This window comes from Hyphomonas sp. ske169, assembly GCF_056850855.1.
The window spans coordinates 477,659-502,405 of the sequence record NZ_CP096146.1 but is presented as its reverse complement, the minus strand read 5'-3'; the positions used below and the strand labels follow the sequence as shown (position 1 = coordinate 502,405).

Below are 24,747 nucleotides of genomic sequence, written 5' to 3'. Positions count from 1 at the left end.
AGTAGTGCGCAAAAACAAGAATCATGCTCTTAATATAGTCTTTGACTCGATTCTTTTGGTCGGCTCAATTTGATGGCTCCGACCTATGCATGCGAAGGTAGATACTTTGTCGGAAAACCAGAAACACTTCTTCGATCGATATTCAGCGCAAGTCAGGTCGCGTCTCCTTTTCCAGCGCGAGGTCGATTTAGCGAGCGCAGGCGAGAACAAATACTACTCCAAAGAGACTTATGATGGAATCGTTCAGCAACGTGCCGCGATTGAGAAGCAAAGAAACACATTCTTGAGAAATGTCTTCTTTTGCATTTTTGCGATGATCTTGGTCTCAAATGGGCAAGACATTTCGCTGCCGATATTGAATGTTAGCTTAGCCTCGATACCGGGCCTAAACCCTTTGTTGTCGATCTATGCGGCGATCACGATCTTTTTTAGCTGCGTCTATGGGATATCTGTCGGTGCCTACACCGGCTTAATGGATCAGTTCTCAATCAAAATGACGGGGAATTCTAGTGTAGATCCGGATATTCTCAGCGCTTCAAAAGCCCCCCAACAACTGTTCCTCAAAATCTTTCGGGTGCGTTTCAATACTTTCCATCCCGTCCATATTGAACCAACTCCTTTCAGCAGGATCGTTTATTATTCGGCGACATTGCTAGCGTTGCTGCCGATAATGCTAATCTTCGTCTTCATGTACATCTACGTCGTGTATTTCTGTTTGAATCACGTCGGAGACGATTGGATAGGTACTTCGTCAAAGGTGATTACGATCTCCACGCTCGTCATATCCCTTTACCTACACATGATCGCTGATTGGCCATTGAAACAAAAGGTACACCTCATAGAGCCAACGACCACCGCTCAAGCCGCGGCGAACCAAAGCTCGAGCGACGGTAACTAGTCCATTCGACATCGGCAATTACCAGCATCCGTTTGTCGCCACTGAGAACTCGCTGCTAACGTCCGCTAATAGGAATGACGAGCCCTATCTTGGCAAGGTCCGTTGGGAAGCCTATCGCACTGAAAAAATTGCAGTATTGTGAAGCGTGTCGTAGCCCCTCGTAGCTTAACGTAGTAGTTTATAGCCGATTGAAGCGCTCTGTCGTGGCCAGTTCGTAGCCAGGTTGTGCCGATCCATTCAGATAAACCTGGGTGTCTGAGCCTTGTACGCTCGGTACTCATCGCCGTACTGCTGTTCGAGCCATGGCTCTTCGAAGCTTGGGGCGATCCAATACAACACCGCCCAGAGAATGAGTAGAATGACGATACGACTGTCACTCGCGACCAAGCCCCAGCCTATGAGAGCAATCCACGTTGCGACGTAAACCGGGTTTCGACTCCGTGCGAACCAACCAGTCTTCAAAAGGCCGCGTTTTTCCCCGAATGCGTTTCTCCACCCCATCTGAAGCGTAATCCGGAAGGCGAGTCCGAATCCGATCAACATGAGCAACCCTCCAATTGTGTAAATAAGAAATACATCGGGCCCGCTGACCGGTTTGAAAGTGAGGAGAGATAACGCGAGAAGCGGATAAAGGAACAACCGAAATAGAGTTAGAAACGTTAGGTGTTGCCAGCTTTGCTTGCCGGGAGGCGGGAAGAACTGAAAGTCTCGTTTGAGCATGGAAAGAGCGGAAAGAGCGAAGATGCTCAATACTCCAATTAGCGAGAGACCAAACGTGACCCAAGTGATCCATGGCGGTAAAATATTCATACCTCGTTTCTCCTAAATCCAACGCCGCGTCCGTTGGCAATAGTTCCGATATTCATCGCCAAAATTTTCTTCGAGCGCGCGTTCTTCGGGCTGTATTTGGAATCGGGTCATCACCACGACAAAAAGCGCGGTCGTTGCAAATGACGCAATATTTCCAACGAGAAATGCACCTCCAAAAAGGATGATCGCTAGCGCCAGGTACATGGGATTCCGACTAAATCGATAAAGTCCTTTGGTGACCAAGGCTTCTGCATCGTTTGGGCGAATTGGGTTAATCGTGGTTTCGGCACGCGTGAACATCCCTACCGCGAGCAAGAGGAGAATTACTCCAGAGGAAACTAGAAACCACCCTAGAATGCCTTTCATTTTCCATGCAAAATCAAGCTGAGGTAAAAGGATCGAAAGTCCCCATCCAAGGATTGCGAAGATCGCCAAATAAATGACAGGCGGAACACGAAATGTCATGGCGTTGCCTCCGCACCGGGTCGTGAGCTGACGGCGTCGACCTTCAACTCGTGTAACGCTTGAGCCGAAATGGCAGCTGCGGATTTGAGAAACAATCCTGCAAGTAGTGTGGCGACGACAAGATCGGGCCAAGCCGCACCCGTAAATGCCACCAGTCCACCAGCTACTATGACGCCGACGTTTCCGATTGCATCATTGCGCGAGCATAACCAAACGGATCTTACGTTGCTGTCTCCATCCCTCCAGTGCAATAAAATGAACACGCTGGTCAGGTTGGCCGCTAACGCAAGTAACCCAACAATACCCATCGTTCCAGCTTCTGGCGGAGCGCCGTTTAACACGCGCAAACCGGTCATAGCCAAAATGGTGACAGCTATTAGAGCCAACGATACTCCCTTCACGAGTGAGGCGCGTGCCCGTGTTTTGACGGATGCCCCAATAACCATCAGACTCAGGCCATACGTCGCTGTGTCGCTGGCAAAATCTAATGCGTCTGCTTTGAGAGACTGGGATCCAGAAGTTATGCCCGCCGTCATTTCTACGACAAACATGACGGCATTAACGGCAATAACCGCGATAAGAGCTCGCTTGTACCCATCGCTCATCCCATCGAACACTTTGTCATCACAGCAACCGGACATTGGGTCATCCTTCTTTTCGTTTGACCAGAATTTATTAAACCCTACAGTCTACAGTCGCTGTAGATGCAAGCCTTTGAGTGATTTTTGATGAAACCAATGACTATTGGCCGTTTGTCCACGGCGGCAGGTGTGAAAGTCACCACTATTCGCTACTATGAGTCTATTGATCTCATGGGTGAACCCGATCGAAGTGAAAGCGGACAGCGCCTCTATGGCGATGATTCAGTTCATAGATTGTCGTTCATTCGCCATGCACGTGACCTTGGGTTCCCCATGGAGGCGGTGCGTGACTTAATCCAATTACAGGCTGAGCCAGGTGAAGACTGCGCTGCAGTGGACGCCATCGCGAGACGACAGCTCTCCGACGTCCGAAAGCGCCTCAATCAGCTTGAAGCGTTGGAAGCTGAACTTAAACGAATGATTTCCAGTTGCGAAGGCGGCAAGGTTGGAACGTGTCGGGTGATGGCTGCCTTGAATGATCACGACGAATGCTTGGAGCAAGTGCATGAACGATTGCAGCCAATGTAAATTCGCGCTTGACCCTCCAGCCACTGTAGAGGGTAAAATCATCTCATGAGACATTCCATTACGACGATCTTGACCATCATGGCTGGCGCATGCGCTAGCGCGGTTGCATCCGCTGAAACGGTCAGCACACAAATCACGGGGGCCTGGGCGAGCGGGAATACACTCGAGGAATGTCACACCGCTCCGATCACACACTTTATGTCCGACGGCGTTGTCGCGGTGTTCCTGAAAAAGGACGGCGACCTACACAGCGTCGGGGCGTGGTCGGCGAATGAGTCTGAACTGACCATGACGCATAATGATTTTCCATTGAGTGGCGATGGCCGCTCCAAGACACCTGTTGTGCTGGAAATTGTAAAACTGGATGAGACCCAATTTATTACAAAGAACGCAGACGGTCGAGAACGCGCGCGTATACGTTGTTCCGATATTGAGATCACCATGGGGCATGATCATGATGCGCATTAAATCGTCGCACCACCTTAACGGTTCCGTGAATAGGATTTAGTAGTTCCAAAATGATGTTGTCGTTGTTTATTTCCTCCACTCGGCTCGTGGCCGCTGCGCTTATTGCGTGTGCGTTCCTAATCGCGCCTATGGCTGAGGCTGAACACGCCCAAATAGAGACCGCCAATACATGCGACTTGGAGCATTTCGCTGAAACGCATGGCGATGGCGACTCCGATCACGACGAACATGAACATCACGCCCACAATTGCGGGCCGTGCCTTATCCACCTTCTTCGAAGAGACACGACTTCAGAGTGCATCTTCCATGCGGGCATCCAATCCATCCGCCCGCCGATTAGTGAGAGCTTGATATCTCTTCCACCTGGAAGCCTCTACCGACCTCCCCGAGCCTGATCTTCGAAATGTCGCGTTGTCTTAAGCAGCGCGCGAATTCTGAATCAGCTTGAGGATTTTTACCAATGTCACTTATCTTGAAGGGCTCAATAGCGGCCCTCGCGCTTTCCGCCATCTCCATGGGCGCCAACGCTTCACCTTGCGATGGTGGATTGTCCGCACCATCGCAGATTATTGCTGGAGAGCCGTTGACGCTTCGAGCTGTCTTGACCGAAGTGCGTCAGGTCTCACCGGCAGTTCGCGCCGCTGGTCTAGAGACGCGCGCGCTTAACGCTGAAGCTGATCAGGCAAGCCGTTGGCTTAATCCCAGCCTGTCAGTTGAGCTGGAGAATTTTTCAGGAAGTGGTGCACTGTCTCGTTTTGATCAAACTGAAACGACGTTTGCGATTGAACAGACCTTCCGTCTCGGCGGCAAACGTTTCTTAACCGAACGCGCAGCTCGTGCGCGTCAAGCGCTCGCTAGCGCCGAATGCACTCTCATTCTAAGAGAATCCGAGATGGAGGCGGCGATTTCATTTGCCGAACTCGTTGCAGCCTTGGACCTTGTGGAGCTGGCTGAGGATAGCGCCGTTCTTGCCGATCAGCTCGCAGACACAGTGGACCGGCGCGTGGGCGCCGGTGCTGCAGCCCCGCCAGAACTTGCCCGAGCACGGGCAGACGCTGCAATCCTGCGCGCGTCAGTGGTAACAGCCAAAGCCAATGTTGAGCAGAAGAAATACGCGCTTGCTTTGTTGTGGGGTAGCGCGGAGCCGGTTTTTTCTGACCCCAAGAATACCGCGGTAACAGGCCCCGACATCGAGGTTGAGCAGGTCAGGAAGCACCCAGCCCTTGAGGTGGCCGAAGCAAAGCTTCGCAGACAAGATGCTGAACGCAATCTGGCACGTTCTACAGCGATGCCGGATGTTACGGTTTCGGCGGGCATCAGACGCTTTGAACAGACCGGCGACCAGGCTTTGGTGGCTGGTGTCAGTGTTCCTCTGCCCCTGTTTGACAGAGGGCGAGATCAGGTGCGCGCTTCAACATATCGCGGTGAGGCGGCTGCATTAGGACGCGCTGCCACCGAGCAACGTCTTCTGGCCGCGCAGCGCAGCGCAGTTGCAACGCTCAACGCTGCTCAGAACCGGTTGGATATCTTGAACGCCGACGCTCTTCCGGCCGCGCAGGAGGCCTACGATGCTGCTTTGCGCGGTTACGAGGCGGGTCGTTTTGATCTGACCACGACCCTAAACGCCCGTTCAGCACTGCTCGATACAAGACTGGCGGTAATCGAAGCTGGGCTTGCATTGCGAAGCGAAGACTTGCGCCTGCGAGCGCTTGTCGGTGCAGCGCCCTTCGATGGAGATAATAGATGACCACGAGACTTTACGTTCTTGCAGCCTTTGCCGCTGCACTCACCTTGACCGCTTGTGGGAACGAGCAACCCAGCCCTCAAACAGCGATAGACGCCGCAGATGCTCAACACGATGATCATGACGACCACGACGACCACGAAGATCACGAGGGCGATGATAATGAAGACGGTGATCATGACGAACACGGCCATGGAGACGAAGGCGAACACAGCGATCATGTTGAACTTTCTCGAGACGCTGCTGCTGAAGCTGGTATTCGCGTATCGCGCGCTGCACGAGCACCGCTTCAACAGTCCCTTTCGCTGCCAGCAGAACTTCGCTTCGATGCGGACCGAATTGCCGCTGTTTCTCCTCAGATAAGCGGGCGCATTATTAGGCTAACCGCCAAAGAGGGGGACACCGTTAAAAGCGGCGCGACCTTAGCCGTCCTGTCGAGTCGAGAACTTGCAGACCTCAAGGCAGAGTATCTGACCGCCAACACAGCGGAAGAACTCGCACGTCAGGCGTTGGAGCGCGAAGAGACGCTGTTTTCTGATCGCATCACATCAGAGGCAGACCTTCAGGCAGCGCGCGCAGCGGTAGCTGCGGCCAGTGCCAATCGCGAAGGGGTCGAGAACAAACTGCACGCCGTTGGCGTTTCTCATGGAGAGCTTGAGCGTCTAAGCGATGCACCGGACGGAACACTCGCCAATGTTCGCTTGAGCGCGCCGATTGGTGGCGTGATTGCACGGCGGACCGCAACACTCGGCGCATCCGTTTCAGCAGACGATCCAGCTGCACCGGCATTATTCACCATCGTAGATGATCGTGTCCTGTGGGCGGATATCGCGGTGTACAAACAAAGTACCGGATCTGTTCAGGTCGGCTCCATGGTTGTTCTAAAATCGGAGTCGGGCACAGCTCTGTTAAAGGGCGAAATCGCGACTGTGCTACCCGCGATTGATGAAACCTCCAGAACAGCAACGGCGCGAATGATCGTTGAAAACCCGGAAGGCCGTCTACGCCCAGGTCAGTTCGTAACAGCTGACATCTCTGTCGGCGACGGAGAAAGCCGATTGCAGGTTCCTTCAAGCGCAATCGTCGATGTCGAGGGCCGCACAAGCGTGTTCGTGCCCACGAAAGATGGCTTCGAACCAAGCGTTGTTGTTCCTGGCGCTGAGGTCGATGGACAAACCGTCATTCTGTCTGGCTTGAGCGAAGGCGATGAGTTCGTGGCCGATGGGGCATTCACACTCAAAGCTCAGCTCGAAAAAGACGCCTTTGGCGACGATCACGACCACTAGGAGGGGATAAATGCTAAACCTTATGCACCGCCTCGCTGGAGGCCGACTACTTGCGGCAATCGCTGCTCTCGCACTGACGATTGGAGGCTTATTCGCGTTCCGCGCTCTACCCGTTGATGCGTTTCCTGATCCATCGCCATCACTGGTTCAAGTCTTTACTGAGACAGAAGGCCTTTCGCCGGAAGAAGTTGAGCGTTATGTGACCTTTCCGGTCGAGACCGCGATGTCTGGCCTGCCCAATGTCGAGGAAATCAGGTCCGTTTCCAATTTCGGCTTGTCTATCGTGAACATTTATTTCGAGGACGGCACTGATGTGTATTTTGCACGCCAGGTTGTTGGCGAGCGTTTGCCTGAAGCGAACGAGGGAATCCCGGAAGGCTTCGGCACGCCGAAGATGGGACCGATTTCAAGCGGTCTGGGTATTATTATGTATTTTCGGCTGGTCGATGTGACAGGCGATTACAACCTGACCGAACTTCGTGAAATCGCAGACTGGATGATAAAGTATCCGCTTCAGTCGGTTGAAGGCGTCACAGAAGTGTTGGCGCTTGGCGGGTTCGAAAAACAGTATCAAGTTCGTCTCAATCCGGATCTGCTCATCTCCTACGACCTGCAGGTTGCGGACGTTATCGGCGCGCTAGAAAGCGCCAATCGCACAACAGGCGCTCAATTTATTGAAGTGGGCGCTGAGCAATACACGGTGCGCGGAGTTGGCCTCGCACGTTCGATAGCCGATCTGGAAGAAACGCCTGTCAAAACCGTGGATGGTCGGACCGTCCGCGTGAGTGATCTTGGGTCGGTTGAAATCGGCGGCGCGGCGCGTCAGGGCCTCGCCACGGCTAATGGAGAGGGCGAAACCGTCGCTGGGCTCGTGCTTAAACTTTACGGCACAAACACGTCTGATGTCATTGAACGTGCGCATGCTCGTTTTGACGAGATCAATGCTGCGCTGCCGGATGGTGTGCGCGCAGTGCCTTACTATGATCAAGGCACACTGGTTAAACGAGCCGCGTCGACAGTGACAACAGCGCTCTGGCAAGGCGCCTTGTTGGTCGCTGTCGTGGTCTTCATTTTCCTGGGCGGTTGGCGACCGAGTCTGGTCGTTGTGCTGTCGATCCCGTTTTCGGTTGGTTTTGCATTTATCGCTATGGGCGTGCTTGGGATCAGCGCCAATCTCATGTCGCTCGGAGGGGTAGCCATTGCAATCGGCATGATGGTCGATGGGGCGATTGTCATCGCGGAGAACGTCGATCGTAGATTCCGCGAGCGTCGCGATGGCGAAACAGACCGAGATGCGGTTGCGAGCGCAACCGCTGAGGTGATCGCGCCATTGATCGCGGCTGTCGCGGTGGTAATCATTGTTTTCTTGCCGCTCTTTTCGTTGCAGGGCGTCGAAGGCAAAACCTTCCGGCCACTGGCCGCATCTGCTGCGCTCGCCATGACGGGCTCGCTTATCTACGCAGCTTTGGTCGCTCCAGCCATGGCGTTTGGATTGATCAAGCCTCCAAAGCGCGATGTTAGCGCAGGCGACGGAAAGATCGCAGGTCTCGTTAAACCCCTCGCAGGCTTTTTCGTGCGCATGCGCCTTGCAGCGATTGCGCTCGCCATCGGCTTGTTGCTGATCGGCGGATTGGCGGGGTCGCGACTTGGGTCGGAATTCACGCCTGCATTGGAGGAAGGTGATATTCTATTGCGGGTCTCGATGGCCCCGTCAATTTCACTGACGGAAGGCCGAGAAACGTCTACGCGCGTCGAAAGACGCCTCCTTAACACGTTTCCTGAAATCGAATCCGTTGTGAGCCGTATCGGGCGCGGCGAGGTCGGTGCCCATGCTGACCCAGTCAACAGCATTGAGGCCTTTGTCGCCCTCAAGCCTCGATCTGAATGGAGATCAGGCTTAACGCCCGATGATCTGCGAGCCGAAATATCTGAGAACCTGGAAGCGTTCCCCGGCATCCTCGTGAACATTGGCCAGCCCATTGCGATGTCGGTGGATGAGTTGCTGACTGGCACAAAGGCGCAGCTTGCCGTCAAAATTTTCGGGCCAGACGCGAACGTTCTTCTTGAAGGATCGCAAAACCTACAATCGATCCTGCAAGGCGTGCCCGGCGCAAGCGATGTGCAGGCAGACCAGATCACCGGAGCGCCGCAACTTGTCATATCCGTAGATCGCACTGCGCTCGGACGTTATGGTCTTACCGTCGAAGATGCCCTGGACACACTCAGCGCGGCCGTCGGCGGCGCAGAAGCCGGAGCCCTATTCGAAGGCGTGCGCCAGTTTCCCGTCGTGGTCCGATTTGAAGAAAGCCGTCGTGACAGCTCTGAGATGATCGGACGTCTGATATTGGAGAGCGAAAGCGGAGCGCAGGTGCCTTTGTCCAGTGTCGCGACAATTCGGGAAGTCATTGGCCCACGTCAGATAACGCGCGAAAATGGAGAGCGGTTTATTACCGTGCAGTTGAATGTTCGAGGACGCGACATCGGGTCTTTCGTTGCCGATGCGCAAAAAGATACTGACGCAAATCTCGATCTGCCACCCGGCTACCGTGTCGAATGGGGCGGTCAGTTTGAATTGCAACAGCAAGCCAATGCCCGGTTCGCCGTGGTAATTCCGATAACACTAGGCATCGTATTGCTGATACTACTGTTGGCATTTGGTCGACTAAAATCGGCGGTCCTCATCCTGTTGAATATTCCGCTTGCATTGACTGGCGGCGCATTGGCGCTCTGGCTGACCGGCTTGCCTGTATCTGTGCCCGCGACGGTTGGGTTCATTGCCTTGTTTGGAATAGCTCTTGGCAACGGCATGGTACTGGTCAGCTTCATGGACGACTTTGCCCGGGAGGGCCGAGACCGCGATGAACTCGCTATCGAAGCAGCAGGAATGAGGGCTAGGCCGGTTTTGATGACTGCCATCACAACTGCGCTTGGACTGGCGCCGCTCCTCTTCGCAACAGGCGTCGGAGCCGAAGTTCAGAGACCACTCGCAACAGTGGTTATGGGAGGATTAGTTTCGTCGACGGTCCTGACCTTGCTTGTGCTTCCGGCGCTGCATCGCTGGTTCGCTCCCAAGCCGGAAAGCCATCATTCGCTCTTGGAGACTGTGCATGTAGAAGCGTAGAAATTACGAACGGTATTAGACTTTATGAGACGCTGCATTGGGCGTTTCAGACCATCCGATGATGGCGATTGAGCCGGTGCGATGAAGGCAGCAATTGGAATCCAAACCTCTCCTGGGCCGAGGGCGCAAAAAGAGTCGAAACCGTGCCAGGGATTGGGGACGTGGCAGTTTTCTAATGTCCGGTATTAGGAACTAGCAGACCTAGAGGTTTTTCAAGGCGCGCTCTGCACCAACTTTGCGATCAGCTTCCCGTGTATATCCATGCAATTGCTTTACGGTGGTATGGCCGGTCACAGCCATAATATCATGATCCGACGCTCCGCTATTCGCTAGCCGCGTTGCGCCCGCCTTCCGTAAACCGTGAACGCTACAGCGTTCAGGTAAGCCCGCGTCCTGACACCACTTCTTGAACCTGTTCCCGAAACCGTTCGATGTGAACGGCTTGCCGAAGGCAGTTTCAATAAGCGTCAGACCGTTCGTGGGTGTTGCATCAATGATGCGTTGCAGCTCCGGATGTATCCATATCTGCAAATGCACGGGTTTCCGGTTTCGGTTCTTATGCTGCGTTAAGTAGAAGTATCCATCCTTCATGTGCTGTCGGCCAAGCTTCACAAGGTCCGCGCGCCGCTGCGTCGTATAAAGGCCAAGCGCTAGTGCTAACCTGGCTTGTGAACCAATGGGGTGAACCGCCTCAAACTGAGCGATCTCTTCCTCGGTCCAGCAATGAATGCCCTTCGCGTGCTTGTTGATGTTCTTCACGCTCGCTGCTGGATTACGGTCGTGCAGATCGTTTTCGATAGCGAAACTATAGAGAACGCGGATGGCCTTCACGAGGTTGTCCGCTTCTGCAGGTGTCTCCTGTTTCTCATCTCGCCATCTGCGGACATGCCTTGGCTCAAGGAGTGCGTAGGGTTTGTCGCCATCTTTCCGGCCTTTCGTATCAAGCCGATCACAAACACGCTCCAGAAAGCGCCGCCTGATAGTCCGTGTTCGTGGTGCGAGGCGTTTGAATTCGGGCGAGCGGTAATATTCGACGCATAGCCAACGTAAGCTTTTCGGTTTTATCCGCGGAAGTCCTGGGTTCTCGATTGCTTGCTGCACACCTGTCTGCGCGGCCCGATATGCGGCAAGAAATTCTGGTGATCCTATCGGCCCTCGTAAACGGACCTTGGGCTGCCCTTTTCGGCGATAATATAAGCGGACGTTGCCATGCCGATCCACGTCTTCGACAACATACTTAAGTTTTATACGCATCGGCTGTTACCCTTTAATCGTCGAACGGATTGTTTTCTATCTCATCTCCGCTGGGTAGGGCATCAATAGCGGTGTCCAGCGCGCGTATGTCCCAAGCCCTTCGCCTGTCGATTCTTTTCGGTTTGGGCATCCGTCCGTCACCCACCAGCTCATCAAACTTACTCGCTGACAACCCAACGTAAGCAGCAGATGCTCTTCTGTCGAGAAGTCGGGGGGCAAGATTCGTAGGTAGGAACGAAGTGTCCGGCATTCTCACTCCGCGGCCACCGGCGTTCCTTCGATCACCCCGAAATCATCCTCCCTGAAGACTTCGTCCGCGAGCGCCTCTCCGAGTAGTTTTCGACCTGGGGCGAGCCTTTTCGCGAGTTGCATTCGGAAGTGTTCCAGCCCCGACTTCGCCCGAACTTTTGCCGCTTGCTTTTGTTCCGCGGTCATCGGCGGTGCAAAGGCGAGATGATACCAAGCGAGCATGTCCGCCATTTCGATCACGGCATTCTGTTCACGCTCGATCCGCGCGAGCTGTCTCAACGTTTCATCCTGTCTCTGGATTAAAGCCGCGTCTCGCTCATGATGGACGGAAACAGAGAAATACACCGCCAGGGCATCCTCTATCACGGAGGATTGTGTCATGCCTTGCTTCTTTGAAAGCGCGACAACTTTCGCATGAATATGCTTTGGCACATATGCAATAAGACGAGGTTTCATCGGCCGACCTCATTGATTACTGTGGTATAAATTCTACTCATGAGGGGAAGTCTGCGGGCCGAAAAAAGCCCCCGTCAAGCCCTAAACCGCCCAAGTCTTGTAAGCTTTTGCCGCGATTTGTGAGGCTTTGCCGCCAGTTATGAAAATCGCTGATTTTTTCTTGAAATGTTGCTCGCGTTGATCGCCGAGCAGGGCGCTCAAATCAGATTTTTCAAAAACCCAGGCGAATTCTCAATCCAAAATTCGCGTGTCTTATCGGGTCTGGCGGGTCAAGGCCGATCCGCCGCAATGCGGTGGCCAAACGGCCAGCCTTGACGCGCCAGAGCCGATGAATGGAAACTCGTTATGGTCAAATGGCAGATCTTGCCTTTTGACCTGTAGGCCACCCTCTTACCGGCTTAATCCCAGAGAGCGCCCGCGTGTCCAAGTGATCCCACCGCCTGGAGACACGGAGAGCTGGATTTGGCGATTGCGCATCCGCTCCAGGCTCGGCTTCCAGGGAACAAGTGAAAACTCATGACCGCGCTCGATAATCGCGAACTTCGCATTCTGAGTTTGGTAGACCTGCTTGAATGTGCCCTCAATCTCTTGTCCTGGTTTCAAGGGGCGATGTGAGAGACCAGTTTGTTTCTCCACCTCTGAGGCTGCTTGTTTAAGACTGAGCTCCTGAAGTGTTCTGAGCTGCGCGCGCGTGAGCGATGTTGCGCCCGGATCTAAGACGAGCCCACGATCTTTATGAATGGTCATACGCTGTGCCATGGCGCTGCGAACCTCACCGCCAAGCCCGGCCTCACTGAGTGGTTCCTTTGCCGTGCCCGCGAGCTGGCGATCAAGCCAGGTTTCACCTTCCGCCTCAATCTGTTGTTCGAAGGCATGCCCCTCAAGCTTACGAATAATTGTCGGGGAGCGCTTTACCGCTTTGCCGAAGTGATCGTTTACACGATCGATGAAGCCATCGGTGACCAGTACGTCGCCGTCCGAGAAGCGCTCTACGAGTCCGGCCCGTTCCAGCGCTTCAATTCGATTGTTGACCGCTTCCAAGTGGGGCGAACGGATTTTGGGATCAAGCGCGCGGTGGTTTTCTTCTGAATAGACCCCATCGTGCTCAGCCGCGACACGCTCAATCTCGTGGTCCATGTCTATGGCTCCGGGCGAGCGCGGTTTTACCTCAATCATTTGTCCGGGCCGCAAGTCACTTGGGAAATGCGTACCAAGATCAAAGTGATGGACGCGGCCATCCAGACCATCCACGATTGCATAACGCTGATCCTGCAGCTCATCAGCATAACCGATTTTGAGCAAGCGACCTTGCACAGACTGACGGGCATCGTAACCGCCTTGTTCGTGCGCACCAATCCGATCCAGGCCGGAGGTTTGAATGGCGTGTTCTATACGACGTGCGATTGCGTCGGATCTCTCCACGGCTGCGAGCGTAGAATTAAGCTCCTTATCGACGGTCCAGATCGAACCAGACTGATGCTGTGCAAGGCCAAGATCACGCAATAGGTGTAACCGGGCTTGATAGTGCGGACGGTGCCGCTTGAGATTTGAGAGATCGATCATGCCGTTTCGATCCATCTCGCCGCTTAGAATCCGGTCGATACGGGTGACTCTGCGCGCACTGATGTCGCGCTCCAGTTTGGCGGAGACCTCTTGCTCAGTCTGCAGTCCAAGCTCTCGGGTTAGAAGCGCGCTGGCGCGTTCACGCATTCCATTTGAGAGATAGGCGCGGGGGATAACGAGATCCTTGCCGTCATCTCGTTTGCCGCTCATCACGATATGGGTGTGGGGATGCTGCGTGTTGTAATGATCGACCGCGATCCAATCGAGTTTGGTTTCAAGATCGATTTCCATGTTAGAGACAAGCTCACGCACAAAGGGCTTCAGATCCTGCAGCTTCTCGCCATCTTCCGGTGAGACAATGAACCGAAAATGATGGCGCTCATTCGTATGCTCTTTGAGCCAGGCCTGACCGTCGAGCGCTTCTTCGACATCATTATAGAATTTGGCAGGATCGCGGTCCTTCCCAGCGCCATCTCGTTCGAGGTAGGAAACATGCGCGCGTTGCGCGCCGCCGCCACCGCCGCTCAGCCGGTGAACCCGGGCCTTGATCATGACCCGCCGTGCGCCGGCAAAAGCAAAAGCTCGGGCGCTCCCGCCACTCATTTTGCCGGATCGCTTTCTGGCCGACTTCAAATAAGCCTTGATGCTGGAGGGATTGGCGCCGCCCTTTGAACCGATACGCCCAAGTCTCGGTCGGAACTTGAACTCATCTTGCCCGCTCATTGTATGCACCAATTTTTGCGGTGTAATCGCCCGTCAGCATTGACCCACACGAAGCCCATGCACCAGGAAACGGGTAATACATGCACAAATCCGAGTCGGACGTATACGTAGCAATGGCGGGCGATCTCGCAAAATCTGCGACTCGCTGGGCTCGTGTTCATGACTCGCCTGAAAACCCCATCCCCATTGGCAATCTGTGTCTGTCGGACACAGTTGCTTTTATCTTGCGTTACTTCGCTGCTTTGACGTCGAACCGCTGAGCTTGCCTCGAACCATCTGGCCATTATGTGACCGCCTTGGCGCGCGCGAGCGCAGCAAACGCGTCTGGATCATAAGGTTCGAGCTCAAGGTTTCTTGAAATTTGCAGGTGAACATGGCGCCAATAGGCTGGCGCGATCTCATGCAAAACGTGCGCTTCGGAGAGCAAATCAATCACACGAAGCGCTCGTTTTGCACGCGCTTTTCCGAAGGCATGGAGCAATAAGTGCGCGCCAGGTTGGATGCCAGGAATGCGGGTCAATCGCTCTCTTGGAGACCCTGCTTGGGCGACAATCACACGCCAGGTTTGGGTGCCATATTCATCGCCTCGCCAACGGACAAACCCGAACATCTGATCGGGTTCCAAGCTGTGCAAGGTATTCTTAGAACTCAGTTTGATCGTCTTCACCGGTCGACCAAACAGCAGTCGATCGTTCGCATGACGGCCCAAATGCGTCAGTGAAAGTTGCGAAAGCGTCCGAGATTCGGTCGTGTGCTCCATGCACAATGAGAAGCAAATTGAGGGCCAAGACACTAAGTCGCTCAGCTTCTTTCACCCTCAGGATTGGTAAACCGTGCGGTTGAGTACAGACCCTTAGCCGCGCTCCGTGCCGCCTGGAGTAGAAGAAAAATTTCTCATTTTTTGTCGCTCCAACAGTATCAATTTTCCATAGCCTGTTTCTAAAAAACCCAACTTGGATAGCTTTTTGATCGATGTGCCGATTGCTACTCGCGAAACGCCCATCTGGTCAGCGAGTTGTTGTTGGCTGAGCCGAACACAATCATCATCACCGGCGAAATCATCGAGCCGTCGAGCCAAACGTTTTGGGAGTGGAAGATGACGTTCTTCATCGATTACATCGTAAGCCATCGAAAGTCGATCACAGAGATAGGTGACAATTCTTTGTCTTACATCGGCGTCGTTTTCAATGAGACGCCAAATTTCTTTGAAGCCAACGTGGGCTATCTGGCTGTCCTCTACAGCTTCACAATTATGGGACCTCGGCCTCTTCGCTAGCAGCGGAAACAAACCGAACGCGGATCCCGCTCCGACGATGTAAGCCGCTCCAGATTTACCGTGTTCATCAAGCCGATAGCCAGAGATTCTTCCCAACGTCACGATACATAGCGAGTCGGTTGGATCTCCTGCTTGGTGGATAAGCGTCCCTCTCTTGTAGTTCACCCGCCTGCTGACAGATGTAAGCTTTGCGACGATCCCATCAGGAAGCGTGATCCGATCTAGCGATCGTTTGGAATTTACCTGTTTCATCACCAAAACCTAATTGTAAACTTCTTTGCAGTCTATGCCTTCCGGTTTGTCTAACCAAGCAGGACCGGGAGGAATAAAAAATGCGAAAAACCATAAGTGCAGTGGTGCTATCAGGAACGCTCCTCATCAGTTCTTGCGGTCAGAATGCGAATGATGCGGTGGCTGCAGAGGATAAAACCACAGGTATTGATTACGCGGTGAGTGCCTCCAATAGTAGCGCGATTCCAGGGCCGAGAACCTGTTTCTGGGCGCGTGGGCCACACAGCGCCGACCCTTACATCAATATCGCATATCCGGATGCCAATGTTTTTTACTGGGCAGCGGTCTTCACAATGCCTGAGGGGGCTACGCTGAACCTCAACGGAGAGTACCCGTATTCGCGTTACATGTCGCTGATCTCGTATGATGAGCGTGGTCGACCAATCGAGTCGCTGGCAGATTATTTGATCGAGCCGGGGCCGTCACGGAACGACGAAACACAGTCTTCGCTTCCTTCTAAAGAAGATACAAATCGCTTTGCCTCACTTTTTGGTGTCGCTCATGCTCAGCAAGTTGAAGCGAGCGGCGAGCCCGAAAAGTCCATCAATCCATTCATTCCAGGCAATCTTCGCAATTCGCCGCATCGCGGATACTCTGTGCAAATTCTCAATAAAACGCCGGAGGTGGAGCGCGTTATTGGCGAACGCGCGGTTTTGGGGAGCGGGAATATTCTGCATACGCCGGGATATGGGCGCATGAACCAGCAGGTAATTCTCTACAGAATTTATCTTCCAGACGAGGGCACGGCGCCCGCTGGTGGTGTATCGCTACCTGAGCCAGAACTCACGCTAGCAGACGGGACTGTCCTTACCGGTGATGAGGCATGCCAAAGCCTCAGAACGAGGCAACCGCTCGCTATCACGTTGGATGCGGTGGGAGTGCCTCCAAATGAATACCGAGAGCTAATCACCCAGCCTGACAAGCCCGACACCTGGCCGTCAAAAATACCCGCTGAGTGGTTCATTCAACTCGACCGTGAGAGCCTGCTTGGCATTTATACCGGCTTCATTAATCCCGAAGCCCGACGCTCTGAAGGTGGCTTCTACCCAAATCTCGACAACCATTACATACGCACGATTATCAATCGCAAGCATGGCAAAGTGTTCATGGTGCGAGGCAAGGCGCCAACGACACCTAAGACACATGGCGGGGATACCATCATGGGCGATGGTGACCTCCGCTATTGGTCGATTTGTTCAAACCAGGGCCTGTCAAATACACGCGTCAATGACTGCCTCTTCGATGAAGAAATCCCACTCGATCCAAGAGGCTATTACACCGTGATTGTGAGTCGCGAGGAAGACCGGCCACGCAATGCGACACCCGAATGCGGTCTAGGTTGGCTTCCAATGGCTGAGGATGGCGACGGCATTTTCGATCCAGATGTTACCGTCGTTCAAATCCGCCACATGCTGACCGCGCCAGACTTTGAACACTCGGTGCAGAAGGTCTTTCGCCAAGAGGATCTGAGCGAAGTGATGGCGGAGTACATGCCCGTCACTCGCTACGGTCTTCCCAATCAGATCGAAGCCTTCTTCCCGTGTTTGTAGGCCGCCGCTTCCTCGAAGGAGAAGTAAAATGAAAAAAGTAACAAAGCTTTCGTCACAAATTTGCATATTCGCTTTGGCCTCTGTGACTTTTCTTGCAGGCTGTGCGTCGCAAGAGGAGAGGACACCTGCTGCCATCTCTGATGAGGCAGCATCGCAGGATTTATCCGATGAGGACGGTCTAGAGGCACTCGCCTACAGCTACGCCTTGCAGGCGTACCTCTATACCTTCCCGCTGACGATCGTTGATCGTGAAATAAAGCGCCGCGAACAAATCACCGCGCCGATTGGTACGGCGCCGATCGCGCCGATCAATCGCCTTGGTCATATGAGTATACTGGCTGATGCACAGAGTGACATGCCTTACAGCCCGAATAACGACACCGTTTACACGGGTGTGGCCCTCGATTTAACGGCTGAACCCATCATTCTGGAAATGCCGGAGATCAAAGACCGTTACGCGGTCGTGCAGGTCACCAACGCCTATGTGGAGAACATACCTTATGCCTATTCGCCGACGGCGAACGGAAATGATGCGGCTTACCTTGCTTTCGTGGGGCCAGACTGGACCGGAGAATTACCCCCAGAATTAACCCGCGTCGACATCGATACGAACATGTCTTTTCTGGCCATTCGTATAGCTCTCTCCGGGCCCGAAGAATTACCAATCGTGCAGTCTTATCAGGCGCAAATGTCCCTGACCGCTCTTTCAGACTGGGATGGCAGTCCTTCAGACACTCCTCCGACGATCCCACCGAAACGCGAACGCACCTCGTATTCCGGTCCGTTTGCCTATTTTGAGACGGCTGCTGACCTTATGGCAGTTTATCCGCCGCCAAACCGCCACCGCGCCATGAACGCATCGCTTTGGCGCATCGGGCTTGAGCCAGGAAAGCCTTTCGATCCGGACAGTTTGGATCCGGCGACGCGGCGCGGTGTGGAACGTGCCCTTAGAGATGGTCCAGTCGCGATCCAATATTTGCGCCGCAACCGTGGCAAGCGTTTTCCAACCGGTTGGGACGCAGGTCGTTATGCGGACAACATCGTCTTTGATTATGCGGCTCGCGCCGCCATGTCTTTGGTTGGATTGATGGGGAATGACCCAGAAGAAGCGATCTATTTCTACACCTACTTTGATGCCGACGGGGAAGCCCTCAATGGATCAAACACCTACCGAATGCGGTTTGAGCCGGGCACGCTACCAAAATTGAATCCGCTCGGTTTCTGGTCAGCCACAATGTATGACGGAGAAACGTTTCGGTTCATCGACAATCCGATTGATCGCTACAGGCTCGGCAGCTCGAGTAATATCAGCTGGAATGATGACGGCTCGCTAGAGCTCTGGATCCAACCAGATGCTCCATCCGAAGACAAAATGAAAAACTGGCTTCCATCACCGGAAGGCCGTCCGTTTCGCGTGACGTTTCGGATCTATTCGCCAACGCCGGACGTTGTCGAAGAGTTCTACGCCATCGACCTGGCATTACCCCCACTCGAAAAAACACCAAACTAAACAAACCAACGCATCTGGGAGGATGAACTGTGTATAAGCGTATTCTAATGACAGGTGTCTGCTTTGCGATGACACCACAAATCTCACTGGCTCAGGATACGGCTGAGCCCGAAGTGCAGGACCAACGCAGGCTCACAACCGTTACTGTGACCGCGCAAAAACGCGCCCAAGATATTCAGGACGTTCCGATTTCGATTTCGGCCTATGGCGCTGAGTTTATTGAAGAGTCCGGCGTTGAAACGCTTACGGACATCGCCTTGTATTCTCCGAACTTCAGCATCTCTCAATCTTCGCAGAAAACCAATCAACGTATCATTATCAGGGGCGTTGGCTCTGTTGGAAACAACGCGATCGAACCTTCGGTCGGCGTGTTCATTGATGGGGTTTACTACCCACGATCTGGCTCGGTCGTCGGCAATTTGATCGACCTGGAAGCTGTCGAAGTGCTTCGCGGACCGCAGGGTACGCTATTTGGTCGGAATACACCAATGGGCGCGTTGAACATCCGAACAAAATCCGCGTCGCGTGATGGCTTGGAAAGCTCACTCGATCTTGGGTTTGGGTCGTATGATGCATTCACTGTGGGTGGCAGCGTTTCTGCGCCGATAAATGATGCCGTCGCTTTCCGGCTTAGCGGCAAGTATAATGAGCGAGGCGGGTTTGGAGATAACCTCTTCACTGGTGAAGAGTTCGGTGCGCAAGACGACTTTAATCTGCGCGGCAAACTCGATTTCGACTTCGCGCCGAACTTCAATGTTGTGGTCAGCGCGGATTATGGTGAAGTCAACTCCGACGGCACGACGATTGAATTCTTGAATGGAACCGAGTCTCCTCAATTCCTGGGAACGATCAGCGCTTTGTTTGGTCCAGATGCGACGAACCTTGTAACGGCTGATCCGTTTGATCACGACATTTATCAGGATCACCGCGACACGCTGGCCGATGAGCAATGGGGTTTATCCGTAGATGCCGAATACGAACTTGGGTCAGGCCATACGATCAAGTCGATTACATCCTATCGTGAATGGGACGCGGATGTATTTGAAAGCGCGCTAAGACTTCCGGCCCAACTCTTTCCGCGCAAAACGACTTATGCCACCGAAACATTCAGTCAGGAGTTCCAACTCTTGTCTCCGGAAGGCGAAACATTCGAATACGTCGCCGGTCTCTTCTTCTATGACGAGTCCTACTACATTGATCAGGATTTCGACTTCGGTGCACAATTCTGTATTCCGGTCGTGGCAGGACTGGCAGGGTTGCCGGCCGCTCAGGGCTGTGCAGCCGCCCCGCAAATCGATGTCAGTGACAGTGAGTTCAATCAAGATCTGCAAAGCGTCGCGGCCTACGGTCAAGGCACTTGGCACGTAAACGATGCGTGGTCGCTGACCCTCGGCGGGCGTTACACAACCGACGATAAAACCGGTGACTTCACCAACGCAATCAACAATCCGTTTGTTGTTGCCCTCAGCATCAGAGCGCCTGATTCACAACTAGGGCTGGACGCAGGCGACTATGGAGACACGGACGCATTCACCTTCTTCGCGAATGCGAGCCATTTCCCTGCCGATGACATCATGCTCTTCGGAACCGTATCTTCGGGCTTTAAATCAGGGGGCTTCAATTCTGAAGGAGTCTTCCCGGCGCTGACGCGGGAGCAACGTGGCTTCGGTCCGGAAACGACAACCAACTATGAACTTGGCATCAAATCCCAACTGTTTGACAACACGCTACAGCTGAACGCAACGTTGTTCAGAATGGATATTGAAGATTTCCAGGATCGTGCCTTTGACGGCATTTCATTTATTACGCGCAATGCTGGTGAGCTTCGCCAGCAAGGTCTCGAAACTGATTTTGTCTGGGCGCCGTTGGATCAGCTTACCTTCACAGGTGGTCTCTCTTATCTGGATTCCGAGTTTCAGGATTATCAGAATGCTTCGCCGCTTCCGGGTGGATTACCGCAAGACCTCACAGGGCAGTCAGCTCATTTTTCGCCTGAGTGGCAAGGATCGCTTGTTGCCGATTGGAGTGATGACTTAACCTTCTGGAACGGCACCGAATACTTCTTGAGAGGTGAGACCCAATATATGGGCGAGCACAATGCGGGCGGAAACACCAATCAAAATCCGCAAACCATTCAGGAGGCCTACCAGCTCTTCAATGCACGTGTCGGTGTTCGTGCATACGACGGTGCGTGGGAAGTCAGCGCGTTCGGGCGCAACCTTGGCGATGAAGGCTATTGTCGTGCGATATTTGCGCAACCTTTCGGCGGACAGCTCGGCGCGACGAACGCCAACAACAATACCACAGCAATGCGCTGTGCCGTCGGCGACCCTCTAACCTGGGGTTTGCAATTGAAACTCAAGCGATAGCGACATCCAAATGCCGCTGGCCGAAAAGTATCGGCCAGCGGTGGCTATCGAGTGCGGCGCTGGATACGTGCGTCAGCGCACAGTTAAGGTACTGATGATCATCTACGATTTTTCGTGAGCTGCATTTGTTCGTTCTTCGCTCGCAATCGAATAGTTTCAAAGGTTCAACTCATCTTCAACGATGCCGGGACGCTTTTCTATCAGCGCAAGCAGCACGCGCGCGGGGCCATCAGGCCTGCGCCGCCCTTGCTCCCAGCCGCGCAAGGTGCCAACGGCAACACCAATACTCCGCGCGAATTCTGCTTGAGAGAGACCAGCGCGGGCGCGTATCGCAGCGACGTCAGGTTCCGGCACTTCGACTTGGTGAACGCGCGCGCCGACATCTTTGCCGTTTGCGTGGGAGAGGGCGTCTTCAAGACCCTTTTTGATGCTTTTGTAGGCGTCAGTCATTTTTGCGCTCCATAAGTTTTGGCAATCAAGTCGCATAGCTTGATCAAGTCGGCCCGTTCAGCTCGGGTGATGTTGGCCTTCTCGTTCTTGGCAAACACTGACAGTAGAAAGATCGGCATGTCTGGCTCCCGGTAGAAGTGGAGTACACGATAGCCTCCGCTCTTTCCGCCCCCGCGCCTTGCAACGCGCACCTTGCGCAGACCGCCGCCAAGCGAAATGCCTGCTTCCGGATTAGCAGCGAGCTGGTCTATAACGTCCATACGATCTTCATCTGACATACCCACGGCGCTGGCCCGTTTTATAAACTCCGGCGTCTCAACAACCGATTGTTTTGCCAATCTTGATCTCCTCATATATGCGTCAATGACGTATAAGTCAATGACGTATCTTGGCATATGAATATCGCGCTTGGATAGACCCAATGACAGCAATTGAAAATGGAGTGTCCCACTTTCCCCAAGGCGCGATCACCCTCCATGAAGCCGACCCAAACCGGTGGGACACTTTTCCGAGAAAACCCAATAAATGCTGGTAGAAATAAGTGTCCCACTTTCCTGCAAATGGTTGAAATAATACGGATTATTGGTCCCGCCCCCGGGCACCATTTTTTCTTGCATTCACCAGAGATTGATGGCGGCGTTGAGCCCATCTATTTTAACTGGATCAAACGATCATCGACAAAACCAGTGCGACCAAGAATCCTGTGCCGCCGACAATGGTTGAGATCAACGTCCAGGACTTCAGCGTCTCTGCCACCGATTGGTTCATATAGCGATTGACCAGCCAAAAGCCGGAATCATTGACGTGCGAGAGGACGCTGGCGCCGCCGGCAATGGCGATGACTGTGAGCGCGCGATCGAACTCAGAAATCTCTGCGACAGCGAGCAGAGGCGCGGTGAATCCTGCGGCGGTGATCATCGCCACCGTGGCGGAGCCTTGAACGACCCGAACCAAGGCCGCGATCAGAAATGCGAAGACTAAGACCGAAAGATCCATCGCTGAGGCGAGTTCCGCAATCCGTGCGCCTGCTTCAGAATCGATCAGAACCTGTTTGAACGCGCCGCCTGCGCCGGTCACCAGAACGACGATGCCAGCAGGCTCAAGTGCTTTCATTGAAGCGGTGTTGAGGTCAGACGCGCTGAGTTTGAGCGCGCGATTGGCGTAGATGTAATAAAGGCCAACGCTGAGCAGGAGCGCGACGAAAGGGTGGGAGGCGAATTGCACTGCGGCGGGCACGCTGTCCGCGCCAGCTATCATCTTCCAAATCGTGCCGCTCGCGACCAGGACGATGGGTAGCGCCAGTGCGGCAATGGCGGCAAAAGCGCCAACCTGGGGCGCGTCGGCGGGCGGCTCAAAGGCATCCGGATCGTCATCAATGGGAGGCAAAGCCTTAAGCCGCGTCTCTGCGAACACCGCACCGCCTAGCGCCACTGCGGGGACGGCTGCGATCAAGCCGGCAATGATGACCAAGCCGAGATCTGCTTCGACCAGCACCGCCACGGCGATCGGCCCAGGGGTCGGCGGAATGAAGGCATGGGCGGCGGCGAGACCGGCCAATAGTGGACCCGCGACATAAATCGAAGCGCGCTTGAGAGATCTCGCGATGCGCAGCACCATCGGCATCAAAATCACCAATGCGACATCAAAGAAGACCGGGATGGCGACGAGCAATCCTAGCAAACTCATTTTCCAAGGGACCGTTCGATCAGAGTTTGCGACCAAGCGGTCGGCGAGTGTTTGGACTCCACCCGAGCGTTCGAGGATGGCGCCAAGAATGGCCCCGAGCCCGACCACAACGGCAATAAAACCAAGCACGCCGCCCATGCCGCTTTCAATCGCCGAAATTACGTCTTGCGGCGACATGCCCAAGGCGAGACCGGCCAGGAGCGATATCAAGATCAGTGCGAAGAATGGCGGCATCTTCGCTTTAAGGACCAAGACTAAGAGCCCCAGCGTGGCGGCAGCGAGGGTGAGAAGAATGAAGACCGGATCCGATTGCGTCATCGGCTTAGTTCAGCTCAACGGCGACACGCGCCAAGACCGAGGATGATGTCATATAGAGATATTCCTCGGCATCATCCAAGGTGCAGTTCGAGATCGGCATGCCGGTAGAAATCACGCTCAACAGCTTACCCTCTGGCGAAAGTACGTAAACGCCATCTGGTCCCGTCGCGAATATCGTTCCATTGGCGGCAACTGTCATGCCGTCTGGCAGACCGCCGCCATCTTTCAGTTTTGCATTGGCGTCAAAGAATATTCGCCCTCCACCAACTGTGCCGTCCGGTTTTGTATCATAGGCCATGATCACGGCGTTCTCAGGATCTGACACGGCGACATAGAGTGTTTGCTCATCAGGTGAGAGCGCGATTCCGTTTGGAAAGCTGAGCTCATCGATGACGAGGGTCAGGGTGCCATCGCTGCCGCGGAAGTAAACGCCATTGAAGGCGAGCTCCTTTTCAGGCGCGTCATTCAATCCGCGAAGACCATAAGGCGGGTCAGTAAAGTAGAGGCCGCCGTCGCTGCGTTCGACAATGTCGTTCGGGCTGTTGAGCGACTTGCCGTCGAAGCCTGAAGTGATTGTGGTGCGCTCGAAAGTGGTTGGATCTAAGACTGAAAGACCGCGCGCCCCGTGATCTGCGAGGAGGAGTTTTCCGGGCGCGCCAGTCCATATAATGATACCGTTCGCGCCGGGTTCCCGCATGGTTTGGGTGGTCTCGGGTGTTCCGCCGCCCGACGGGGTTAGGAATAGCTTGGCGCCGGTGGCTGCTGTCCAGCGATACATTTTATTTTCGGGCACATCGTTGAAATAGAGAGCGCCCTCCGCCTCGACCCAGACAGGACCTTCGGGCCAAACAAAGCCCTCGGCGAGCACGTCTATGTCGGTACGCTCTAGCGCCGCCACGTCGATCAGAGGTGCGGGCGAAGCGGCTGGCGCCGATTGTGTGGCGGCACAGGCAGCGAAAAGTGCGCAAACGCCAATCGCTAAAATAGTGCTTGTTTTTGAACGCATTAGAGTGTTTCCTCCCGAAAGGTCTCGCAGGTGAATTTGCGTGCTAGCTCGCGTGACTCGGATTTGACTTACGGCTCGCATTATA

The 24,747-nt window shown here is 54.1% G+C and carries 22 protein-coding genes; 9 read left to right on the top strand and 13 right to left on the bottom strand.

The genetic code is table 11. The features are described 5' to 3' along the window. Nucleotides 1–85: 85 nt before the first annotated feature. Nucleotides 86–898: a hypothetical protein gene (locus MY069_RS02400; protein WP_482795483.1), complete on the top strand. Its 813-nt coding sequence runs from the start codon at nucleotides 86–88 to the stop codon at nucleotides 896–898. A gap of 237 nt (nucleotides 899–1,135) precedes the next feature. Here MY069_RS02400 and MY069_RS02395 read toward each other — a convergent pair whose 3' ends face one another. The 3 genes from MY069_RS02395 to MY069_RS02385 are packed head-to-tail and all read right to left on the bottom strand — an operon-like array spanning nucleotide 1,136 to nucleotide 2,814. Continuing rightward, entirely contained in the window at nucleotides 1,136–1,708 is a 573-nt protein-coding gene (locus tag MY069_RS02395; RefSeq protein WP_482795482.1) for a methyltransferase family protein, read from the bottom strand. Nucleotides 1,709–1,720: 12 nt separating this feature from the next. Further along, on the bottom strand, nucleotides 1,721–2,173 hold the full coding sequence (locus MY069_RS02390; RefSeq protein WP_482795481.1) for a methyltransferase family protein: 453 nt from the start codon (nucleotides 2,171–2,173) through the stop codon (nucleotides 1,721–1,723). After that, on the bottom strand, nucleotides 2,170–2,814 hold the full coding sequence (locus MY069_RS02385) for a cation efflux transmembrane domain-containing protein (RefSeq protein ID WP_482795480.1): 645 nt from the start codon (nucleotides 2,812–2,814) through the stop codon (nucleotides 2,170–2,172). Before MY069_RS02385 ends, MY069_RS02390 begins: the two co-directional genes overlap by 4 nt. 87 nt (nucleotides 2,815–2,901) lie before the next feature. On the opposite strand from MY069_RS02385, the gene MY069_RS02380 reads away from it, so the two are divergent. Then, nucleotides 2,902–3,342 (top strand): MerR family transcriptional regulator, encoded by a 441-nt coding sequence (locus tag MY069_RS02380; RefSeq protein ID WP_482795479.1) that lies wholly within the window; start codon nucleotides 2,902–2,904, stop codon nucleotides 3,340–3,342. 45 nt (nucleotides 3,343–3,387) lie between these two features. Continuing rightward, nucleotides 3,388–3,810, top strand: coding sequence for a hypothetical protein (locus tag MY069_RS02375; protein ID WP_482795478.1), 423 nt, complete (start codon nucleotides 3,388–3,390; stop codon nucleotides 3,808–3,810). A gap of 116 nt (nucleotides 3,811–3,926) precedes the next feature. Here MY069_RS02375 and MY069_RS02370 read toward each other — a convergent pair whose 3' ends face one another. After that, the gene (locus MY069_RS02370) at nucleotides 3,927–4,079 is read right to left on the bottom strand and encodes a hypothetical protein (protein ID WP_482795477.1); all 153 of its coding nucleotides are present in this window, start codon (nucleotides 4,077–4,079) and stop codon (nucleotides 3,927–3,929) included. Nucleotides 4,080–4,270: 191 nt separating this feature from the next. On the opposite strand from MY069_RS02370, the gene MY069_RS02365 reads away from it, so the two are divergent. Genes MY069_RS02365 through MY069_RS02355 form a run of 3 tightly spaced genes read left to right on the top strand, consistent with a single transcriptional unit; the run spans nucleotide 4,271 to nucleotide 9,961 of the window. Beyond that, nucleotides 4,271–5,557: a TolC family protein gene (locus MY069_RS02365; protein WP_482795476.1), complete on the top strand. Its 1,287-nt coding sequence runs from the start codon at nucleotides 4,271–4,273 to the stop codon at nucleotides 5,555–5,557. Next, nucleotides 5,554–6,840: an efflux RND transporter periplasmic adaptor subunit gene (locus MY069_RS02360; RefSeq protein WP_482795475.1), complete on the top strand. Its 1,287-nt coding sequence runs from the start codon at nucleotides 5,554–5,556 to the stop codon at nucleotides 6,838–6,840. The genes MY069_RS02365 and MY069_RS02360 overlap by 4 nt, the downstream gene beginning before the upstream one ends. A 10-nt stretch (nucleotides 6,841–6,850) precedes the next feature. Continuing rightward, on the top strand, nucleotides 6,851–9,961 hold the full coding sequence (locus MY069_RS02355) for an efflux RND transporter permease subunit (protein ID WP_482795474.1): 3,111 nt from the start codon (nucleotides 6,851–6,853) through the stop codon (nucleotides 9,959–9,961). Nucleotides 9,962–10,162: 201 nt separating this feature from the next. On the opposite strand, the gene MY069_RS02350 is transcribed toward MY069_RS02355, so the two are convergent. From MY069_RS02350 to MY069_RS02330, 5 genes are all read right to left on the bottom strand, one after another. Continuing rightward, on the bottom strand, nucleotides 10,163–11,062 hold the full coding sequence (locus MY069_RS02350) for a site-specific integrase (RefSeq protein ID WP_482795473.1): 900 nt from the start codon (nucleotides 11,060–11,062) through the stop codon (nucleotides 10,163–10,165). Nucleotides 11,063–11,467: 405 nt separating this feature from the next. Further along, the gene (locus tag MY069_RS02345) at nucleotides 11,468–11,920 is read right to left on the bottom strand and encodes a hypothetical protein (protein WP_482795472.1); all 453 of its coding nucleotides are present in this window, start codon (nucleotides 11,918–11,920) and stop codon (nucleotides 11,468–11,470) included. A 390-nt stretch (nucleotides 11,921–12,310) separates the two neighbouring features. Beyond that, a complete protein-coding gene (locus MY069_RS02340) occupies nucleotides 12,311–14,206 on the bottom strand; it encodes a DUF3363 domain-containing protein (protein ID WP_482795471.1) in 1,896 nt (631 codons plus the stop codon). Nucleotides 14,207–14,489: 283 nt separating this feature from the next. Further along, nucleotides 14,490–14,999 carry a DUF2840 domain-containing protein gene (locus MY069_RS02335; protein WP_482795470.1) on the bottom strand — a complete coding sequence of 170 codons (510 nt, stop codon included), beginning with the start codon at nucleotides 14,997–14,999 and terminating at the stop codon, nucleotides 14,490–14,492. A gap of 60 nt (nucleotides 15,000–15,059) precedes the next feature. Then, nucleotides 15,060–15,734, bottom strand: coding sequence for a Crp/Fnr family transcriptional regulator (locus MY069_RS02330; protein ID WP_482795469.1), 675 nt, complete (start codon nucleotides 15,732–15,734; stop codon nucleotides 15,060–15,062). A gap of 80 nt (nucleotides 15,735–15,814) precedes the next feature. Here MY069_RS02330 and MY069_RS02325 point away from each other — a divergent pair, with 80 nt between their 5' ends. From MY069_RS02325 to MY069_RS02315, 3 genes are read left to right on the top strand one after another with little or no spacing between them, the layout of a single operon-like run. After that, complete coding sequence (locus tag MY069_RS02325; RefSeq protein ID WP_482795468.1) at nucleotides 15,815–17,323, top strand: hypothetical protein; 1,509 nt, start codon at nucleotides 15,815–15,817, stop codon at nucleotides 17,321–17,323. A 28-nt stretch (nucleotides 17,324–17,351) separates the two neighbouring features. Next, on the top strand, nucleotides 17,352–18,833 hold the full coding sequence (locus tag MY069_RS02320) for a DUF1254 domain-containing protein (protein ID WP_482795467.1): 1,482 nt from the start codon (nucleotides 17,352–17,354) through the stop codon (nucleotides 18,831–18,833). A 29-nt stretch (nucleotides 18,834–18,862) separates the two neighbouring features. Continuing rightward, nucleotides 18,863–21,202 (top strand): TonB-dependent receptor, encoded by a 2,340-nt coding sequence (locus MY069_RS02315; RefSeq protein ID WP_482795466.1) that lies wholly within the window; start codon nucleotides 18,863–18,865, stop codon nucleotides 21,200–21,202. 156 nt (nucleotides 21,203–21,358) lie between these two features. Here the strand turns inward: MY069_RS02315 and MY069_RS02310 are convergent, their stop codons facing one another. The 4 genes from MY069_RS02310 to MY069_RS02295 form a co-directional block, all read right to left on the bottom strand. Next, nucleotides 21,359–21,652 carry a helix-turn-helix domain-containing protein gene (locus MY069_RS02310; RefSeq protein WP_482795465.1) on the bottom strand — a complete coding sequence of 98 codons (294 nt, stop codon included), beginning with the start codon at nucleotides 21,650–21,652 and terminating at the stop codon, nucleotides 21,359–21,361. Then, on the bottom strand, nucleotides 21,649–22,005 hold the full coding sequence (locus MY069_RS02305; protein ID WP_482795464.1) for a type II toxin-antitoxin system RelE/ParE family toxin: 357 nt from the start codon (nucleotides 22,003–22,005) through the stop codon (nucleotides 21,649–21,651). Before MY069_RS02305 ends, MY069_RS02310 begins: the two co-directional genes overlap by 4 nt. A 310-nt stretch (nucleotides 22,006–22,315) precedes the next feature. Beyond that, nucleotides 22,316–23,656 (bottom strand): GntP family permease, encoded by a 1,341-nt coding sequence (locus tag MY069_RS02300; protein WP_482795463.1) that lies wholly within the window; start codon nucleotides 23,654–23,656, stop codon nucleotides 22,316–22,318. Nucleotides 23,657–23,660: 4 nt separating this feature from the next. Continuing rightward, the gene (locus MY069_RS02295) at nucleotides 23,661–24,662 is read right to left on the bottom strand and encodes an SMP-30/gluconolactonase/LRE family protein (protein ID WP_482795462.1); all 1,002 of its coding nucleotides are present in this window, start codon (nucleotides 24,660–24,662) and stop codon (nucleotides 23,661–23,663) included. Nucleotides 24,663–24,747 lie beyond the last annotated feature (85 nt).

Excerpts from the sequence above, each read along its gene's own strand:
- MY069_RS02400 (WP_482795483.1), top strand. The coding sequence starts at position 86 with ATGCATGCGAAGGTAGATACTTTGTCGGAAAACCAGAAACACTTCTTC.
- MY069_RS02395 (WP_482795482.1), bottom strand. The coding sequence starts at position 1,708 with ATGAATATTTTACCGCCATGGATCACTTGGGTCACGTTTGGTCTCTCG.
- MY069_RS02390 (WP_482795481.1), bottom strand. The coding sequence starts at position 2,173 with ATGACATTTCGTGTTCCGCCTGTCATTTATTTGGCGATCTTCGCAATC.
- MY069_RS02385 (WP_482795480.1), bottom strand. The coding sequence starts at position 2,814 with ATGTCCGGTTGCTGTGATGACAAAGTGTTCGATGGGATGAGCGATGGG.
- MY069_RS02380 (WP_482795479.1), top strand. The coding sequence starts at position 2,902 with ATGAAACCAATGACTATTGGCCGTTTGTCCACGGCGGCAGGTGTGAAA.
- MY069_RS02375 (WP_482795478.1), top strand. The coding sequence starts at position 3,388 with ATGAGACATTCCATTACGACGATCTTGACCATCATGGCTGGCGCATGC.
- MY069_RS02365 (WP_482795476.1), top strand. The coding sequence starts at position 4,271 with ATGTCACTTATCTTGAAGGGCTCAATAGCGGCCCTCGCGCTTTCCGCC.
- MY069_RS02360 (WP_482795475.1), top strand. The coding sequence starts at position 5,554 with ATGACCACGAGACTTTACGTTCTTGCAGCCTTTGCCGCTGCACTCACC.
- MY069_RS02355 (WP_482795474.1), top strand. The coding sequence starts at position 6,851 with ATGCTAAACCTTATGCACCGCCTCGCTGGAGGCCGACTACTTGCGGCA.
- MY069_RS02345 (WP_482795472.1), bottom strand. The coding sequence starts at position 11,920 with ATGAAACCTCGTCTTATTGCATATGTGCCAAAGCATATTCATGCGAAA.
- MY069_RS02340 (WP_482795471.1), bottom strand. The coding sequence starts at position 14,206 with ATGAGCGGGCAAGATGAGTTCAAGTTCCGACCGAGACTTGGGCGTATC.
- MY069_RS02330 (WP_482795469.1), bottom strand. The coding sequence starts at position 15,734 with ATGAAACAGGTAAATTCCAAACGATCGCTAGATCGGATCACGCTTCCT.
- MY069_RS02325 (WP_482795468.1), top strand. The coding sequence starts at position 15,815 with ATGCGAAAAACCATAAGTGCAGTGGTGCTATCAGGAACGCTCCTCATC.
- MY069_RS02320 (WP_482795467.1), top strand. The coding sequence starts at position 17,352 with ATGAAAAAAGTAACAAAGCTTTCGTCACAAATTTGCATATTCGCTTTG.
- MY069_RS02310 (WP_482795465.1), bottom strand. The coding sequence starts at position 21,652 with ATGACTGACGCCTACAAAAGCATCAAAAAGGGTCTTGAAGACGCCCTC.
- MY069_RS02305 (WP_482795464.1), bottom strand. The coding sequence starts at position 22,005 with ATGAGGAGATCAAGATTGGCAAAACAATCGGTTGTTGAGACGCCGGAG.
- MY069_RS02300 (WP_482795463.1), bottom strand. The coding sequence starts at position 23,656 with ATGACGCAATCGGATCCGGTCTTCATTCTTCTCACCCTCGCTGCCGCC.
- MY069_RS02295 (WP_482795462.1), bottom strand. The coding sequence starts at position 24,662 with ATGCGTTCAAAAACAAGCACTATTTTAGCGATTGGCGTTTGCGCACTT.